Origin of the sequence: Mesorhizobium sp. M5C.F.Cr.IN.023.01.1.1 (assembly GCF_003997585.1) — a bacterium.
Classification (GTDB): Bacteria; Pseudomonadota; Alphaproteobacteria; order Rhizobiales; family Rhizobiaceae; genus Mesorhizobium; species Mesorhizobium wenxiniae.
This window is the reverse complement of record NZ_RZSU01000001.1, coordinates 181,057-198,781: the sequence shown is the minus strand read 5'-3', so window position 1 is coordinate 198,781 and position 17,725 is coordinate 181,057. Positions and strand designations below refer to the sequence as shown.

Here is a 17,725-nt window from a genome sequence, read left to right as displayed (position 1 = left end):
ATCGTCCTGAATCGCTATGAGCGCAGTTGTCGCAGCGCGCTACGAGGACCCGCCCAGCTGCCCGTCGTGCGTGTCTTGTTCACAGTCTTGCAAGAAAACCTTTACGTGACTATCGAACCTCTCCTGGCTAAAACCCTGGATCGTGACTGAGGTAGAGATCGCTTTCCTTAGCGGGGCCGAGTCGCGCTTGAGTCAATTGGTAGCGGATTGTCAGTTCTGGCTTTTCTTAAGCGGTGAACTGCAGCCGAGAAAGATATAGGTGCGCCATGACATCAACTAACATTGACCAACATACAAGCTTAACTGGACGGCAGTTTTTCCGCTCTGCCGAACTGTTTGAGCGCGCGCAGCGCGTCATAACCGGAGGGAATGCTCGTCTGGCCATCTTCCAGCGCCATCACCCAATATATTTCGCTAGGGGGGCAGGCGTTCATCTTTTCGATATCGATGGCAACAGATATCTCGATTTCTTGAATAACTTTACGGCCTTAATCCACGGTCATGGCTGTCGACCGGTATTGGACAGGCTTCGCGATCAACTGGAGCTTGGTGTTGGCTTCAGTGGGCCGACGGAACTGGAAGTTGAACTTGCCGAACTGCTCTGTGGAAGAGTCCCCTATTTCGAACAGATCCGCTTCATGAACTCTGGGACTGAAGCGGTCATGTATACCATTAAAGCCGCGCGTGCCTTAACGGGGAGGCCGAAAATTGCTAAGATAGAAGGAAGCTTCCATGGAAGCTATGATTCGGTTGAAGTCAGCCTCGATTCTACACCGGCGAACTGGGGATCGCAGTCGGCGCCGCGCGGGATACCCTACTCAACGGGAATGTCTGAGTCCGTTGTCGCCGACACGGTCGTCTTGCCGTTCAACGAATTGCGAGCAAGCCGGGAAATTCTCGAAGCGAACAAGGACAGGCTCGCGGCGGTCCTAATAGATGTTCTTCCCCAACGTGTCGGATTAGTTCCCATAGACCCCCGCTATCTTGCCTTTCTGCGCGAGTTCACAGCCCGTCACGGCATCGTCCTGATCTCTGACGAGGTGATGAGCTTTCGGTTATCTTATCGCGGCGGGATAACCCGATTTGGGTTCGAAGCAGATCTCTGCGCCTTTGCCAAGATTATAGGTGGCGGCCTGCCAATCGGTGCAGTCGGAGGCCCATCCCGATTCATGCTTCCGTTTGATACGACGAATGGTAAGGCTCTCGTTCCTCAGGCAGGCACCTTCAGTGCCAATCCGATTTCAATGGCCGCCGGCATTGCCGCGATGCAATGTCTATCAGAGGAAGATTTTCAGCGATTGGATGATTTGGCCGAATATGCCCGCTCTTCGTTGGTCGAGATGTTTCGTCAGCAACACCTGCCATATTCGGTGACGGGGATGGGGTCGATGTTTCGCATACACCGGGGACCTGAAGCTCCTAAAGACTACCGCGAGGCCTACGCAGCGCCCGAGCAGCAAGAAAAAATGGATACGCTCATTTGGGCTCTGCAAAAGAGAGGTGTGATCGTCTCTCCGACCTGCCAACTATGCCTGTCCACTCCGATGTCGACGGACCATATTGATGAAATGGTGACGTCCGTTCGCGAAGCCGCCCAGATGCTCGAAACAGCTTGACAGAGAAGGCGACATGGCATCCCAAAATTAACGATCAAACAGTCGGGGAAGTAGGCTTTGAAACCGTCGTACGCGTTGGATCTCGCACCGCGTTCCGTGACGAGGCTTCGCAAATAATCATGATTCTCAGGGTGGCGGGGATAAGGGAACAGACTGGTATTCGGATATTGGATGGCTACGAAGCGCTGGAATCGGCGCGGTGACTCTTAGCCCTTCATGATCCGGTCTCGTCATCCGCGCCCCAGCGAGGCTTCCCAATGACCCTGGTCGAAGGCGGGACAAGATTAGCCGGGAAATGGAACAGATTGTCATCGGATGGTAATGGAGACGAAGCGCCAAAATTGCGTTTCCGCCGGCGGCGGCTCGGTTGGTGCAAAATGCTCCGCCCGAGTAGGCCTTTATGCGAAACAGGCATCCCGCCCGGCTACAGGACCGCCGTTAATCGTAGAAGGCGCACGGCCTTGAGCCTTCAGCAGCTACTGATCCACCGTTCACCCCGCTGAGCATTTCGCCGACTCTGCACGAGCAAGTCGAAGAAAACACGTTCTGATCGAACGGCTTTGATGTCACATTTATACACAAATCATTGCGGTAAATTCAAGAATTATGCTCCGCACCCCTGCTAAGATTCACGCGCATGGGCTTTGGTCGCGTGACAAAGCGGCTATCTGAGCCCGCTACACGATTGTGCATCAGCTAAAAGGCGTAGACGTATGGGCATGGTGAACGAAATCGATCAGGTGAAAAGACGTCTAGCTGATAGTCAGAAGCAGACCTACCCATACGTTATGAATGCGTTCGGGCTGGATCTCATCGTGCATGAAGGCGTGTTCCCACCGTCTCACTACTTCTCATGGCGGTGGTCTGTAGAGAACTTTCCGTCCATCAGGGGACAGCGCGTTCTTGAAATCGGCTGCGGCATGGGGCTGCCCTCAATCTACTTGGCGAAGAACGGAGCTGCCGTCGTCGTCGCAGTCGACATAGATCCTCGTGCGGTAGCGAATACCCGGGAGAACGCTGAACGAAATCGCATCAACAACATCGTGGTTATGCAAAGCGACATGTTCTCTGCCGTGGAATCCTCTCAAAAGTTCGATACGATCTACTGGAATATTCCGGACGTTTACGTTCCGGAAGACTACGAGTATGCCAATGATCTCGAGCGGGGGGTCTTCGATCCTGGCTATAAGATGCTCCGGAGTTTTCTGAAACAGGCGCCAGCGCATCTCGCGGAAAGCGGACGAGTACTCCTGGAATTTGCTGAAGGCGATCGCGTTACAGCTCTGTCTGATTTGGCCAAGGCAAACGGATATGCCATCGAGCTGATCGCTCGAGGATCCCTCCCCGAGGGGGGGAGAGTGTTCCAGTTCTTTGAACTCAAGAGAGTGACTGCATCGGTCAGCGCAGGCACATCGCCACCGGAACGGGAACTGCGGCGGGTAGCGGATCGCAGATGCTTCCTTGAGCGGACATCTGTTCTGCTCTCGCGGACGCAGAGGTGATCTCCTGAAGGTGATCTGGCACGACGGCCAGGGGGCATGCCTGTTCACCCTCGTTGACAACCGGAGCACCGGTCGCCACCGACGACCTCAAGCTCGGCGTTGGCCGCTCTAAAGCCACTTACGTCTGGGGGTCATCAGTTCGAATTGCTCACTCGGGAGTGTGACGACTTTATAAAGCGCGATTTGACCCGAGTTAAGCATCTAACGGTCCAAGGAATAAGCGATTGCGGGCAAAGAGAAACACGCATCACTTTGAATGCGATTACTGCATTGTCGGAGCAGGGTCGGCCGGCAGCGTTGTTGCTGACCGATTATCCGAAGATGGGCGCTTCAGAGTCTTGCTGCTTGAAGCGGGTCCAGTTGACAAGAACCCATTGATTTATGTGCCAGCCGGGTTTCTCAAGCTTCAAAATAACAAAGCGATCAACTGGAGATTCCGTAGTGAACAGTGTCCGGAGCTCAATGATCGGAGGCTTGATCTATCTCAGGGAAAGGTTTTGGGCGGTAGCAGTTCGATAAACGGAACGCTGTTCGTTCGCGGGTATCCGGAGGAGTATGATCGCTGGGCTGAGCTTGGATGCACGGGTTGGAGCTATGCTGAACTATTGCCCCACTTCCGATCGATTGAGCACTACGATGGGGGCCATTCTGCAGACCGGGGAAGTGATGGCCCTCTTCCGGTGACGGCTTTGGCAGTCCAGCATCCGCTATCTTGGGCATTCATCGAGAGCGCCAGGTCTCTCGGCTTTCCCATGCTTTCGGACATCAATGGTCCCCGAGATATCGGTGTCGGATGGTTTCAGCAGAATCGCCAAGGTCGCTTCAGGGCAAGCACCTCAAGTACATTCCTGAAGCGGGCGAGAGCGCGTCCAAACTTTCAACTGATCACAAATGCGCTTTGCACGCGTGTACTCTTTGAAGGTCGTGGCGCGATAGGCGTTGAATTCCTACGGGATGGCCATCTATTCAATGTGAAGGCAAGGCAGGAGGTTATCCTCGCCGCAGGAGCTCTCAAGTCACCACAAATATTGCAGTTGTCCGGCGTTGGGGCTTCCAACCTTCTATCGAGGTATGGCATTCCGTTGGTGCATCATGCGGCTGGTGTTGGCGAAAACTTGAAGGATCACTTCCTTGTTAGAGTCGCGCACCGAGTTCGAGGCTGCGTAACGCTCAATGAGCGGGCACGAGGGTGGCGACTTTTGCGCGAGTCGTTAGCATATGCCTTGCTAGGAGGAGGCCTTATGTCCATAGGGGCGAGCAACGCAGTTCTCTTCGCTCGAAGCCGGGACGGCGTGGTCGCTGCCGACCTCCAATTGAGCTTCACTCCAGGAAGCTACGCTGGCTTAGGCAAACTTGAGTCGGTGCCGGGCATGACAGTAGGCTTATGGCAATCATTTCCTGAAAGCAGTGGACGTGTGAGTATCGTTTCCGCCGACCCGAATGTCCCTCCTGCCATATCGCTCGGCTATCTCACTGCACATTTGGACAGTTCGGTCCTCCTGGCAGGCATAAGATTAGCACGCGGACTGTTCAAGACTCCCAAACTCGCTCGATTTAGCGCTTGCGAGACCCTGCCTGGCCCTTCAATAACAAGTGACGCGGAGCTTCTAGGTCATGCACGAGCATATGGTGCGTCCGCTCTTCACTTCTCAAGCACCTGTCGAATGGGGATTAATGAAAGCGCTGTTGTCGATCCTGAACTCCAGGTTTACGGAGTGAGGGGACTGCGAGTTGTCGATGCGTCGGTCATGCCAATAGCATCATCTGTCAACACCCATGCCGTAACAATGGCAATTGCGGAGAAAGCCTCGTCCATTATCCGTTCGTCGATCAAGTAGGCAACCTTTGGTCGTGTCCCGTTGTGTAGATGATGTGGAGCGAGTAAGTGGCCCCTGCGGCGCCAACGTGGGAGGCATGTGGAAGCGGATCATTATGAAAAAAGGGCAAGGTGGCAGTCACTCGCATGATAGCATTCTTCTGCATGCATCTGGGTTCGACGGCAGCAGGTTCGAGCGGGCAGTACAAGATGCCGGATTCCCTTTCCGACCAGTTCTCCGAGCTTAGTCATACGGCACTGTGATGACGCCTGGCCGAATGGGTTGCGGGGACCTCATTAAGTCGGCTGACCGCGTATATCCCGCACCCGCTGAGGTGATCCACCCGAGCATGAGGGTACTCGATCCGGAACGGACGACGACCCGGAGGATGGCAGAGCGGAAACGGACCTAACGGCCCACCGCAACCAAAAGTTCGTTCGACTCAAAGCTTCCGTGCCATGGTCTGAAAGTCTGAAATATGGCTCACGCGCTTGAAGTCGCCCTCGCGAATGCGAAGGTTAATGATTCTCTTCCCAAGTTCCCGATGGTCGTGGCGGGAATCCGGGAAACAATCGGTATTTGTTGCAATCTTTCACGAAATCTTATCACTGTCGGCACGTCGAATAGGGTAGGCTCCAAATACCATTGTAGCAATATGCCGTGTTCGACAATATAACTATTGACTGGAGGTGCTTATGATCGGATCACCACTTGAGGGAGTGAGAATACTCAGCCTCGCGGAACAGTATCCGGGCCCGTATGCGACCTTGCTACTTGCGGATCTAGGCGCAGAGGTTACTCTTATCGAGAGGCCCGACGGAGGTGATCCGGCTCGAAAGTACAAAAGCCTTTTTTCCTCGTTGAGCCGCAACAAGCGAAGTGTTGTCCTTGACCTTAAGTCAGCGGCCGGACGAGAATCTCTATCCGAGTTGAGCAAAACTGCGGACGTGCTAATCGAGGGCTATAGGCCCGACGTGATGAAAAAGCTCGGGTTGAGTTACGTGGAAGTCAGTTCGCTAAATCGCCGCCTGATATATCTGTCGTTGACTGGCTTCGGTCAAAATGGCCCTTACCGCAGGCGCCCGGTTCACGACCTCTCCTGCCAAGGCTTGGCCGGGGTTCTGTTTCAGCACCGTCGAACCGGAACTCTGCAGGTACCGTTTCATTTGCCGGTTGCCGATCTCGCCTCAGGTACGCTAGCGGCACTTGGTGTCGTCTCGGCTCTGCTGGCGCGGGAGCGAACCGGACACGGCTGCTACATCGATCTGGCCATGACCGATAGCTTGGTATCATGGATGACTGCGTATTTGTATGCGAGTCTAAACGGAAGACCAATGGCGGAGGTATACGAGGAAGAACCCGGCTATGGGACATTCACTTGCGCAGATAAAAAGGTGATTACGCTGAGTATCGCGCATGAAGATCACTACTGGCAGGCTTTGTGCCGGAGCACTGGTTTGGAGCACCTGGCCTCCGCAACCCACGAGGATCGCGTGCAACACGCGTCTGACTATCGCGCGCAACTTGCCGCCGCGATCGCGAAGGAACCGCTGGACGCATGGGCAAATATTTTTAATACGATCGAAATTCCTTGGGGGGATGTGCTCGAGCTAAATGAAGTCGCAAGAGATCCGCAGTTGCGCACACGAGACCTATTTGTCCGGCTTAGTGCAAACGACGACGGCGAATGGCACGTGAACCAACCGCTACAATTTGACTGCTACAAAACCGGAATTCGGCTTCCCCCGCCAAAACTCGGCGAGCACACTCAAGAAATCTTGTCCCGTTGCGAATCAAGCCCGACCGCTCTCTCTGGAGAGCGGTAAAATGCCGCCCGAATTGATAACTATCCCTCGGAGAGTAGTCAGGTCCTGAACAATTTCTGATCGCCCGCGCCTTTTCCGGCCGTCTATGTCGCGGGAATGATGCGCGCCGCGACCCAGCGCTTGATTCGGGCGCCGCGTTTGCCGCTCGCTGGATAACGAGTTGGCAGGTGGTTTCTGTGAACAAAACACCATCGACTCGTGAACAACTGCAACTCTAAACAGCATAGTAACAGAACGAACGGAGCCACTAAAATGCTGAATACCACTATGGCAGCGAAAGGTCGCCCGCGGGAGCATTGTGACGTGCGTCCGCTGAGGGGAATTCGCGTCTTGGCGTTCACGCACTATGCGGCGGGGCCAATCGCGGCACAGTATCTTGGTTCGCTTGGGGCGGAGGTCATCAAGATCGAGGCTCCGGCGGGCGATTATCAGCGTAGCGCTATTAAGGACCCTACGGCGTCTCCGGACTCACCCAGCCCCTATTTCTTGGGCATGAACCGCAACCAGCGTTCACTGTGCATAGATCTGAAAAGGCTGGAGGCTGTGGCAGTCATGCGCGAGATGATCGCCCAGACGGATGTCATTCTGGAGAATTTCCGACCTGGTGTCTTGGAGCGGATGGGACTAGGCAGTTCCGCCCTTCTCGCCGAGCACCCTGGGATGATTTACTGCTCGATTGCAGCTTATGATCCGGCTGGCCCAAGCGGAAACAAGCCGGGGCAGGATTTGATCATTCAAGCTCTGTCGGGCATCGCCAGCCTGGGTGGGGCAGCCGAGGGCCCGCCCGTTCCTGCTGGTGCCTACATCGTTGATACCTATACGGCTTCGCAGGCGGTTATCGGGATCCAGGCGGCCTTGCGCCAGCGCGACCAGACAGGCCTTGGTCAATGGGTGCGTGTGGATATGATGTCGTGCGCAATTCACTTGCTGGCCTCTGAATCCAGCTATGCACTGAACGCACAAGAACAGGCCTGTCGGGGCCGGAATGGAATTAGTCACAGTCACCAGCCAGCGCCTTACGGCATCTACTCGACCTTGGACGGCGCGATTGCTCTGGTGGCTGATCCCGCATCGCTGCCTGCTATTGCCACGGCGTTGGGCCTCAGCGACCGGATCATACCGCTGCTGGAGGGCACCGGCGCTTGGACAAAGCGGGACGAGATCGCCGGCATCCTGTCAGGTCGACTGCGTCAGCTGGCCAGTGACGACGCGCTTACGCGCCTTGCACCCACCGGTATCCTGCTGGCTCCTGTACGCAGTGTCGACGAGGCGCTGGCCGATCCCGATGTGGCCAGCGATCTAGTCTGCGAGGTCGAACACAGTTACGGCGGCCGCTATCGTGTCGCGCTGGAGCCGCTGAAGCTTTCAGGCTCTGCGCTCGTTTTCGATCGTCCTGCCCCCGATCTAGGCGAGCATTCGGTTGAGGTTCTGCGCGAGACTGGCATCGATCAAGACCGCATCGATGCGCTGATCGCTAGCGGCGCAATTCGTGTACCGGCACCGGCAGGCCTGAGGGTGAAGTCCTAAACTTGCTGGAAATTGAGGGCGGGGTGCATCCTTTGCTGAGGAATCAGAAGCCCATGCCGGTTGGCGCCGGCACCAGCAAGGAGGCACCCCATGACGATGAGAATACCGGCATCGATGCGCACGCGCCAATCCCTTTCCGACCTGATTGAAGGGCGTCTTTCCACACCGGCGGGTCGCTCGGATCTGTGGAAGCTTGCGACCCGCCTGATCGTGGAGGAAGCACTGGAGGGAGAAAGCCGGGATGCGGTCGGGCGGGACTATTACGAACATGGCGCCGAGCCCCGGCCAGGGTTACCGCAACGGCGTGCGCAGCGGGCGCCTGAAGACGGCGGAAGGCTTTGTGGAATACTCGGCCCCGCAGGTGGCGGGCCGCAATGAGCCGTTTCGTTCCGAGATCCGCGAGCATCTGAAGGGACGCACGGAGGCGCTCGAGGACCTGGCGGTGGAACTGCTGGCACGCGGTCTTTCGGTGCGCGACATCGAGGACGCCTTCCGCGACGAAACGAGGCGGCTGATCCTGTCGAAGACCGCGGTCAGCGAGATCGGCGAGCGGCTATGGGCAGACTACCAGGAGTTCGCCACGCGCGATCTTGGCGAATATGAGATCGCCTATCTGTTCGTCGACGGCATCGCCGAACGCATCCGCCCCGGGCAGAAGCGCGAGCCGGTGCTGGCCGCCTGGGGTTTTACGGCATCTGGCGCCAAAGTGCTTCTGCATCTGATGGCGGGTTCCAAGGAGGACGCCGAGACGGTGAGCGCCTTCTTCCAGGACATGCGCGGCCGCGGGCTCGGCGATCCGCTGCTCGTCGTGTGCGACGGGGCAGCCGGCATCATCAAGGCGATCGAGACCTGCTTTCCGTGCTCGGAGCGTCAGCGCTGCCTGGCGCACCGGATGCGCAATCTCGCCGCCAAGGTGCCGGAAGACCGCTGGCCCGAGTTCAAGGCCCGCGCCACCGCCGCCTATCAGGCCCGCTCGCGCGCCATTGCCCGCGATCTCGCCGCCGGTCTGGTGAAGGACTAGGAGGCCGAGCTGCCGAGCGCGGTCGCCTGCTTCATGGACGACTTCGAAGCGGCAATCGCGCATCTGAGAATGCCGATCACTCACCGCCGCGCCATCAGGACCACCAATCTTCTGACGTCTGTTCGTCGAGGGGCCGCGCAGGCTAAAGATCATTCCCATTGCCTGCGGCGAGACGTTCTCAAGCTCATGTTCGGCGCCATGATCCGAGCTGCCGAGCGGTGGCGGGCAATCAGGATCAACGACTTCGAGCGCCGCCAGATGACCGCCGTCAGCAGGAACTCGATCAGGAATACGAGGCCCGAAACGGCCTCGACAAGGAAGCAGCGGCAAAGGAGCCCCGCCAGAATTTATCCAGCAGTTCCCGGACTTGACCTTCTTCTGCCGCTTGACATATGGCTTCACGTAAGACGCTGGCATCAGCCGCACCTCATGGCCGAGTCCTGCCAGAAGTCGAGCCCAATGGTGTCCTGTCGCGCAAGCTTCGATGCCGATCAGGCATGGCGGCAAAGCTTCGAAAAATCCAACAACGTCATCGCGCCGAAGCTTTCGACGAACGACGACTGCTCCGGCAGCGTCGACACCATGAACCTGAAAAACCTGCTTGGCGATACTGCGATACCCAGACCGACCGTGGTAATCTCTGCCATGGACGGTTCTCCGTCATGTGACTTTTGAGAGCCACACTATGGCACTTCGATGTCGGGAGCGGAGGCCAAGGGTATGGACCCCGCCCTCCCTGCCGATTCCGACGAAGCCGCCCCTTTGTTCCGAGATTATTCCGCCCCCGGATTCCGAGATGATCTCGCCCCCTGGGGCCGGGGCTCTGCTGGCGTGATTGTTGTCATTTCGTTCGCATGTGGTGTCAAGCTTTGTTGGGCTGTTTTCCACGCAAGCTTTCGCCTGTGAGGTCGATCCGGAGATGACGAAGGCGAACGCCAACGTTAGGTTGCTGAAGACCATTCCTGGCATCGGGGAGTTCTTTGCCCGGCTGATCGACGCCGAGATCGACGACATATCCCGCTTCCGCAGCCCGAAAAAGCTAGCGGCCTATGCCGGACTTGTCTCCTCGACCTATTCGAGCGGGGGCAAGACCTATAACGGCAAGATCATCAAGCAGGGCAACAAATGGCTTCGCTGGGCCTTTGTCGAAGCGGTCACGCCCGCCATCGCCACTGATGCGGAGTTGAGAGACCAATATGAGCGTCTGAAGCCGCGCGGCGCCAACAAGGCCAGGGTGGCGGTGGCGCGGAGACTATTGACGATCGCATTCCAACTGCTGCGCGACCAGCGCCCTTACGAGCGGCGCGGCGCGAGCGGCCAGGAATGCGCGTCCACACTATCCCGACTGTCCTGATGACATCCTAGCGAGCCCGGCAGCGCCGGGTTGCGCTCCTGAAGGAGAATGGGAAGCCGGGAGCCGAACGCACTATGTGACCGAAGCCGAACAGACGAACGGCGTCAGGGTCACGGATTGCAGAATGGTTCGAGAGCCGCAGAGCAAGGTCAGCTCTGCGCACACGAAAGTATTAGCCGACCGGCGGCAGGACCGGTCAAAACGCAACCGAACCCAAGGAAAGCCGCACCGCAAAAGGGTGTTTTGTCCCTTGAGTTCTTTCATTGGAGGATGTCATGCAGGTTGTTCGAATAGGTTTGGATCTGGCGAAATACGTCTTCGATGTTTATGGCGTCGACTGCCACGGTAAGGTTGTCCTGCGTAAGACGCTGCGCCGCGATGCGGTCGCCCGCTTCTTCGCCAATCTGCCGCAAAGCCTGGTCGTCATGGAGGCTTCGAACGGGGCGCACTATTGGGCAAGGGTACTTTCCGATCTCGGCCATGAGGTGCGACTGATGCCAGCGTCTTACGTGAAATCCAACAAGAATGACCGCAACGATGCTGAAGCCATCTGCGAACCAGTTAGCCGGCCCTCAATGCGCTTTGTGCCGCCAAAGTCGATCGATCAGCTGGCGATCCAGGCCGTTCATCGCGTCGTCGACGGCTGGTCGATCGGGTGAGGCTTGTCAATCAGGCCCGTGGTCTCCTATCCGAACATGGTATAATCATCGCCCGCGACATCACGCAGTTGCGGCGCGGCCTTGCCGTCATCGTCGGGAATGATAATGACGGAATCAGCGACATGGTTCGGGCGCTCGTGAGGGAATTGCAAGCGGAGCTGGTCGAACTCGACCGGCGCATCGCAACCTATCACCAGCGGATACGGGAAATCTTCCGCTCCAACGACCAGTGTCAGCAGCTTGGCAAGATCGAAGGCATCGCTCCGCTAACGGCAACTGCCTTGATCGCCGCTGTAGGTGATCGAACTTGCTTCAAGAACGGTCGTCAGTTCGCAGCTTGGCTCGGCCTGGTGTCATCAACCGGCGGCACGGATCGCTGTGTTTGGCGAACCCGAGAATGTGCTCTTCCAACGTTCTGATTTCTTGCTCAATGCGTGCGCGGACAGCCAGCAACGCTGAAAACAGCACCTTCCAGCCCAAGCTCTCCCGCGCAGAGCTCGCGAACGGATTCCTCGTATTTCCTTCCACTGACTTTCCCGACAATCCTGCCGAATGTCTTCAAAAGCCCACGTATCTTTGTTCTGAGATCGCGGCGAATGTTGACCAGCTGGGCACGGGAGGAAAGCAAGGTCCGCACACGATGGCTGTCGAGGCTCTTGACCGCAACTTCCTTATACCAGCCGCTCCGAATAATCTGGGCTAAGCCGTAGGCATCATTATCATCAGTCTTGTTCAGCTGAACCGACAATGCCGCCTTCGCATGCCTGGCATCAAGGCAGACGGCAGGAAGGCCGTTTTCCCGGAGTGCGTGCCAATGCCACGTGCATAACGGTCCTGTTTCCAGGCCAATCTTCACAACTGATGGTGCATTTTTGCGAATCGCTTCAGTCAAGGCTTCCGGTGTTGAGGCAACCTTGCCACGCCACACCACGGCGCCGGCTTCGTCAAGGACGCATACCGATGTCAGGTCGAGGGAAACATCCAGACCAACAAAGTGCTTCGTCATTCCATTTCTCCACATGGCGAGGTCAAACGTCAGCAGTTTAGCTGAGTGCTGGATGCTCCGCGATCACGCCATGTAATCGCGGGAGCGAGTTGCCCTGGAAATCAATCGTAGTCTTGGAGGGTGGCTGTTCCCCGATAGGATGGAAATACGGGCTCAAGACCTGACGCCGAGCCCGAGCATCATTGGAGAACAGCCATGGAAGAATATATCGGTCTCGACGGTGTCGTTGAAAGAGACGGCGATTTCTGTGCGGCGTGAAGGCAAGCGCGTCTGGCGCGGGACGTGCGCCTCAGACCCCAGGATCATTGCCAACCTTATCCGCAAGCGAGCGCCAGCGGCAAAACGCGTGGTGTTCGAAACCGGGCCGCTGTCGGTGTGGTTCTATCATTCGCTGCGTGCCGAGAAAGTGCCGGCGATCTGCATCGATGCGCGCCATGCCAAAGCTGCGCTCGATATGGCGCCGAACAAAACCGACGCGAACGACGCGGACGGTTTGGCGCATCTTGCAGAAGTAGGGTTCTTCCAAGCGGTGCGGGTGAAAGGATTCGACAGCGTGCTGACGCGCACGCTCGTGGCGGCACGCGCCCGGCTGGCCAGGATCACGACCGAACTCCAACCAGATCCGTGGCGGGAAACGGTTACTGTTGCCGGCCGCAATCGTCGTGGTGACGAGGTCAGTCTGACCATCCGCCAGCCTGACGGCACCCTGGCGCATCTGCCGATCTGGATGACGGAAGATCAAGCGAAGGCGATGATGATGACGGAGCGTCCCCGTCTGCCGCTGGCGTATCTGCACGAACTTCGTCTTGAGCTCGATGCCTGTCTAACCCTTGCTGCGTGACGATTCCCGTCACGAAGGAGGATACAAGCATGAAGCAACGGCAACCCTGTCACCGCCAATTCGATCTCTTCGTGCCCAAGACCCCACCGGTGCCGATAGCAGCGTCCGAGCGGACGAAGCTATTGCCACTTGTGAGCGCGCTGCTGTCGGAAACGCTCAGCGTCCCCGCAGTGACGGAGGCCGGCGATGAAGATTACGTCTGACCATCTGGCGCGCGGCGCCTTCATCTACATTTAGCAATCCACCGTCGATCAGCTTGCCAATAATCATGAGAGCCGGCGGCGTCAATATGGACTTGCCGACCGTGCCCATGCCCTTGGCTGGACGGATGTGACAGTCAGCGACGACGACCTTGGCCGCTCGGGGTCGGGCGTCAGTCGTCCGGGCTTCGAGAAGCTGTTGGCAGTGATCTGCAAAGCCCGCGTCGGTGCCGTCTTTGCGATCCAAGTGTCGCGTCTGGCGCGCAATGGACGCGACTGGCACACGCTGATCGAATTTTGCGGACTGGTTGGCACGCTGATTGTCGATGAGGATGGAATCTATGAACCACGCCATCCAAACGATCGGCCGAGCGCGGCGAAGTCACGTTGACTGAAGCCGCCAGCATGCTCAATCTGAGCCCTGCGACGGTCCTTCGCCAGATTCGCGCCGGCATCATCCCTGCCCAGCAATATTGCATGGGCGCACCTTGGGTTATCAAACGAGGAAATATCGAAGATTCGCATCTGATCGAGCGGATCAAGTCGTGCTCCAAGGGGCCGCTATCATCCGATTCGGATCAGAAGACCCTTGTCTTTCAACAGCGTAGCGAGATGGGCATTATGACGTGGGACCAGGGCCAATCACCGCGATCTCTTTCGTCACCGCCCTCGAGGAGCCTGACAACTTCAAGAAGTCCCGCTCTGTTGGTGCCTAGCTCGGCCTGACGACGCGCCGATGGGGTTGCACCGCTGACTCAGCAAAGTGCGTCGTCCACATTGAAGGCTCCTCCCGCGAACCTCTATCATGCGGCGACTGATGTCGACTGCGAAGACAACCGTGTACCCGGCAAACGCATCTCAAAGCGCGAAGATACTTGACGTCCCTGCCGCGATTAGACAACCTCATCACTCCAATCTTGAGGTACTATTTAGTCACCGCGCCATTAATCTCCGGCATTAAAGGTCGCCTGGGGTCGTGTGTCGAAACCAGCCGGTCTCAGGATCGACAACGTATTCATCTGCGTCGAGCGTCACCTCGTCTTCCACGATCCTGGTGATTCGACCTGTGCCGGCGAGCCAATGACAGGTCGCCGATTGTCAGCGCCTCGCGACCCAGCGTCGGCGGACCGCCCGCTTGATGGTCAGGAGACGATGCATCCGATCACCAGTTTATGTCGGGAAGCCGACCGTCGAATCCCTGACGGACTGGACAAGGAAAGAAGTCAGCCAGGCGCTCGATATCCCCAGCGTCCATCCTGAGCGGAGGCAGGCGGATTGGGAGCCCCGGCGCTGTGGCGACAACGCTGATGTTGTAGACCGGATACCCGGGCCCGTCGGCATAAGTTCCGACGCGCGCATGGCGGCAATCGAACCCTGCCAAGATCAGCTGATAAAGGAGAAGCCCCGCGTTCCAGAGCGTCACATGTCCGCCCACAATTTGATTCTTCATCGGCGGAACCGTCGCAACGATGAGACCGCCGGGGCGAAGGCGATCAAGGCATGCCCTCAGGAATGCGTTTGGATTCGGTTGGTGCTCCAGCACGTGGCAGACCCACACCGCATCGAACTCGTGATGGCCGCCGCGCCATTCCATGAAATCGCCGACATGATCGGCAGGCGGCGCCAGGTCGACCATGAACGCGCTCCGGCCCGTCGCCCGCATTATTGCGGCGTGCTCGCCGGCTCCGGACCCGACGTCTAGGATTTTGCGCACCTCCAGGTATTGGAGCAGCCGCGACAGCGCCTGCGACCCGCGGAGGCCATGCCTCACTCGAGCGTCGCTCTTAGAGGGGTCCGGGAGGCGCGCCGCAGCGGTTTCTTTTGGTGATGTAATCATCAACGATCTCTCCTTGCTCCGTCACATGTCTGCGAATGACCGCGCAAGTACCGTGCCAAATGAGAAAACCGTCTAAAGGATGTTGCAGGACGACGCGTGCCATTTCATGTTCGAGGTTAGCGCGAACGGCTCGCTCCACGTGTCCCCTTCGCCGGAGGCTATAATCATGAGCTCGCGCCGAGGTCATCTATTTCGTAGGCTATCTGTGAGCTCCGTCGCGCGCCAAGTAAGCGATCCGGCAGACAGCGAAGCTGACGCATGCAGCGGGCCGCGAAGTGTCATGACACTGTCAGACTCGTTCTGCGTCCACCGCTACCGCGACGAGTTCCTCGACCTGCTGCGCTCCGGCAGCGTGAGATCGTCTTTGCCGGCAACATGATATCAAGTCGCTCTGCCAGACCGCCTGCTTCGACGAGGCGCTGGCGCGGATACGCAAAGGTTGGAAGATCGCTGCCGTCACTCTGCGTGGTTTTGCAACGACCGATTCATACTGCACTTCCTCTTCAAACGTCCGGAAACAGGGACTTTGGTTTTCCATTTTGATGCGACACGGGCCTCTGTGACGCGCAAATTGGGTCACTTGATCCTTTTCCAGGTCCGTAGCTCGTATAGTGCCGGCGTTATCCGCGGGAGACCGGCCACGACTGCGGCTCGTGCATCGCCGGCCGGAGCGCCGGGTGTGCCATCGGTGGGTCGCTGCACCATTGCCATAACCGGCGTTTTATCCGTGTTCGCCTGACCTTTCCGGCCCTTGGCCCGAAGGCGGTTCATCCGGATGCTTTCGGGGGCTTCCACCGAGATGGAAGTGGTCGATCTCCACCGTGCCGGCGAGCATGTTTTCCCGCGCCACCATGAGCCGCAATGCATGTCCCATACGCAAGGCCGTCGGCTGGCTTACCCCATGGGTCTCGGCGAGGCGCGCCGAGGACAAGCCCTTATCGGATTGCAGCAACAGCCACATGGCTTTCAGCCAGACACACAATTTGGTCGCATGCAGCGGCGTACGCGTCGTCACGGTGAATAACGTGACAGCGCCCTTGACGGTTATGCCACCTGCTCAAACTATATCGCCAGCGCATTGCAGATCGGGTTGAAGGGTCTTTATCGTTGATATACCGGATGACATTCTACCGTTGGCATCGACCTTGCGAAGTCGGTGTTTCAGATTCATGCGATTGATGGCACCGGCAAAGTCGTCGTCCAGCGCGCCAGCTGCGCCGCCACTACATGTTGAAGTCTTCGAGCGGCTACCACCCTGCCTCGTCGGAATGGAAGCGTACGTCGCATAATCACCGACGAGTTGCGCTCCTATGGGGCGGCAAGGCGGCAGGTAATACCGGAAGAAGCACCAGTCGCACAAAGGATTGAACAACCGCGCTGAGAATTCCCATGTGCCGTGCGAAAACCCGTTGCAGATCCATGTTCACCGTCTGAACGCAATGGCGCTCTGCTGACAGCAGCGCACACCGCTTCAAAGCGCTCATACGCAGACAACGCTACGGCACCCATAGCCGATATCGGCCAACTGACTGCTGCGTCAGTCCTGCGATTGAGATCAGACCCGCCTTTGCCGATCTTCAAAAATAATGGACCCTGCGCCCCGCAGATAAATTGTAGCGAAGGATTATTCCGATTGCTGCGTATTATTGTATCCTTGCCTCAGGGGCCAGAGTTCACCAAGTTTGGCGGCAGTTGATAACACCGCCGATGCTACTTTTTCGTGCCGGTCTGGAGTTAAGCGCGAGCTCGGTCCAGCGACGCTAACCGTGCCGACCGTTTGGCTCCCTCCCAAAGTAATAGGGGCAGCAATCGCAACAACACCGGACTCAGCCTCCCCGTCGGAAATAGCCCAGCCTCTTTTTTGAGCCAGTTCCAGTTCCTTCATAAACTCTTCTACAGAGGCTACAGGCCACTCACCGGCTCCGTCATTGATTGCGATGCGAATTGCGTCTATCTGGCTAAGCGTGGATAAATAAGCTCTGCCGTTGGCTGTGGTGTCCAGGGGAACTCTCGCCACCATTTCGGGCTGATATTTCAATCCGTTCCGAGCGCCTTGAACTTGTGCGATCCAAGTCAACGTCTCACCCTGCACAACTGCCATCCGAACGAGTTCCGCGCTTTCGGTTGCCAAATCCTCCAGTACGGGCAGGCATACGTCTGTTAGGTGAGTTGCGCTTAGGAAGCGCTGTCCGAGAATGGCAAGTCGGAGTGTAAGTTTGTAAAAGCCGGTGACCGGGTCCTGCTCCACCCAGCCTATTTCGGATAACAAATTGAGCATCCGATGAGCAGCGCTTTTTTGAAGATCGAGCTTTTCAGCGATTTCGCCAAGCCGCATCGCCGATGCTTCCTTTGCAAGAAGCTCGATGACAGCAAAACATCGCTCGACCAGAGAGTTCACCACCCGCACATTGAGTCTCCTAGAAGCGTTCTATTAAGAACGATATTCTAACGCGGGTCAAGCGACATTTTCCCAAGCGTCTAGCAAATAAGTGTGATGCGTAGCAGAATGATATTCCAAA

At 57.4% G+C, this 17,725-nt stretch carries 13 protein-coding genes and 8 pseudogenes; 16 read left to right on the top strand and 5 right to left on the bottom strand.

The genetic code is table 11. The features are described from left to right. Nucleotides 1-266 precede the first annotated feature (266 nt). From EOA78_RS00930 to EOA78_RS00900, 7 genes are all read left to right on the top strand, one after another. Nucleotides 267-1,616: an aspartate aminotransferase family protein gene (locus tag EOA78_RS00930; RefSeq protein ID WP_127313457.1), complete on the top strand. Its 1,350-nt coding sequence runs from the start codon at nt 267-269 to the stop codon at nt 1,614-1,616. A gap of 713 nt (nt 1,617-2,329) precedes the next feature. Then, nucleotides 2,330-3,118 (top strand): class I SAM-dependent methyltransferase, encoded by a 789-nt coding sequence (locus EOA78_RS00925; RefSeq protein ID WP_127313456.1) that lies wholly within the window; start codon nt 2,330-2,332, stop codon nt 3,116-3,118. After that, entirely contained in the window at nt 3,078-3,230 is a 153-nt protein-coding gene (gene tnpB, locus EOA78_RS37880) for an IS66 family insertion sequence element accessory protein TnpB (RefSeq protein WP_206533392.1), read from the top strand. Before EOA78_RS00925 ends, tnpB begins: the two co-directional genes overlap by 41 nt. 112 nt (nt 3,231-3,342) lie before the next feature. Beyond that, on the top strand, nt 3,343-4,956 hold the full coding sequence (locus EOA78_RS00915; RefSeq protein ID WP_127313455.1) for a GMC family oxidoreductase N-terminal domain-containing protein: 1,614 nt from the start codon (nt 3,343-3,345) through the stop codon (nt 4,954-4,956). A gap of 674 nt (nt 4,957-5,630) precedes the next feature. Next, nucleotides 5,631-6,761, top strand: coding sequence for a CaiB/BaiF CoA-transferase family protein (locus EOA78_RS00910; protein WP_127313454.1), 1,131 nt, complete (start codon nt 5,631-5,633; stop codon nt 6,759-6,761). Between the two features lie 252 nt (nt 6,762-7,013). Beyond that, a complete protein-coding gene (locus EOA78_RS00905; RefSeq protein ID WP_127313453.1) occupies nt 7,014-8,288 on the top strand; it encodes a CoA transferase in 1,275 nt (424 codons plus the stop codon). A gap of 268 nt (nt 8,289-8,556) precedes the next feature. Continuing rightward, nucleotides 8,557-9,309 (top strand): transposase, encoded by a 753-nt coding sequence (locus EOA78_RS00900; RefSeq protein WP_164783587.1) that lies wholly within the window; start codon nt 8,557-8,559, stop codon nt 9,307-9,309. A gap of 375 nt (nt 9,310-9,684) precedes the next feature. On the opposite strand, the pseudogene EOA78_RS00895 reads toward EOA78_RS00900, so the two are convergent. Continuing rightward, nucleotides 9,685-9,956: pseudogene (locus EOA78_RS00895) on the bottom strand (IS110 family transposase); the annotation flags it as partial. A 272-nt stretch (nt 9,957-10,228) separates the two neighbouring features. Here EOA78_RS00895 and EOA78_RS00885 point away from each other — a divergent pair. The 3 genes and pseudogenes from EOA78_RS00885 to EOA78_RS36770 all read left to right on the top strand — a co-directional run. After that, nucleotides 10,229-10,663, top strand: a pseudogene (locus EOA78_RS00885) (transposase); the annotation flags it as partial. 275 nt (nt 10,664-10,938) lie between these two features. Beyond that, nucleotides 10,939-11,322, top strand: coding sequence for a transposase (locus EOA78_RS36775; RefSeq protein WP_245477079.1), 384 nt, complete (start codon nt 10,939-10,941; stop codon nt 11,320-11,322). Further along, nucleotides 11,319-11,741, top strand: a complete 423-nt coding sequence (locus tag EOA78_RS36770) for a transposase (RefSeq protein WP_245477078.1) — start codon at nt 11,319-11,321, stop codon at nt 11,739-11,741. The genes EOA78_RS36775 and EOA78_RS36770 overlap by 4 nt, the downstream gene beginning before the upstream one ends. An 8-nt stretch (nt 11,742-11,749) precedes the next feature. Here EOA78_RS36770 and EOA78_RS00875 read toward each other — a convergent pair whose 3' ends face one another. After that, nucleotides 11,750-12,328: a transposase gene (locus EOA78_RS00875; protein WP_164783586.1), complete on the bottom strand. Its 579-nt coding sequence runs from the start codon at nt 12,326-12,328 to the stop codon at nt 11,750-11,752. Between the two features lie 195 nt (nt 12,329-12,523). Between EOA78_RS00875 and EOA78_RS00870 the strand changes: the two are divergent. The 3 genes and pseudogenes from EOA78_RS00870 to EOA78_RS00865 all read left to right on the top strand — a co-directional run. Then, nucleotides 12,524-12,941, top strand: a pseudogene (locus tag EOA78_RS00870) (transposase); the annotation flags it as partial. A 257-nt stretch (nt 12,942-13,198) separates the two neighbouring features. Beyond that, entirely contained in the window at nt 13,199-13,372 is a 174-nt protein-coding gene (locus EOA78_RS35770) for a hypothetical protein (protein ID WP_164783585.1), read from the top strand. Continuing rightward, nucleotides 13,356-13,736, top strand: a pseudogene (locus EOA78_RS00865) (recombinase family protein); the annotation flags it as partial. The gene EOA78_RS35770 and the pseudogene EOA78_RS00865, both read left to right, overlap by 17 nt. 795 nt (nt 13,737-14,531) lie before the next feature. On the opposite strand, the gene EOA78_RS00855 reads toward EOA78_RS00865, so the two are convergent. Continuing rightward, nucleotides 14,532-15,206, bottom strand: coding sequence for a methyltransferase domain-containing protein (locus EOA78_RS00855; RefSeq protein WP_127313448.1), 675 nt, complete (start codon nt 15,204-15,206; stop codon nt 14,532-14,534). Between the two features lie 170 nt (nt 15,207-15,376). On the opposite strand from EOA78_RS00855, the pseudogene EOA78_RS00850 reads away from it, so the two are divergent. Beyond that, nucleotides 15,377-15,667, top strand: a pseudogene (locus EOA78_RS00850) (adenosine kinase); the annotation flags it as partial. 169 nt (nt 15,668-15,836) lie between these two features. On the opposite strand, the pseudogene EOA78_RS00845 reads toward EOA78_RS00850, so the two are convergent. After that, a pseudogene (locus tag EOA78_RS00845) lies at nt 15,837-16,227 on the bottom strand (transposase); the annotation flags it as partial. A 117-nt stretch (nt 16,228-16,344) separates the two neighbouring features. Between EOA78_RS00845 and EOA78_RS36765 the strand changes: the two are divergent. After that, nucleotides 16,345-16,483, top strand: a pseudogene (locus EOA78_RS36765) (IS110 family transposase); the annotation flags it as partial. Further along, nucleotides 16,462-16,660 (top strand): annotated as a pseudogene (locus EOA78_RS36760) (hypothetical protein); the annotation flags it as partial. The pseudogenes EOA78_RS36765 and EOA78_RS36760, both read left to right, overlap by 22 nt. 170 nt (nt 16,661-16,830) lie before the next feature. Here EOA78_RS36760 and EOA78_RS00840 read toward each other — a convergent pair. After that, a complete protein-coding gene (locus EOA78_RS00840; protein ID WP_127313447.1) occupies nt 16,831-17,613 on the bottom strand; it encodes an IclR family transcriptional regulator in 783 nt (260 codons plus the stop codon). Between the last annotated feature and the right edge of the window lie 112 nt (nt 17,614-17,725).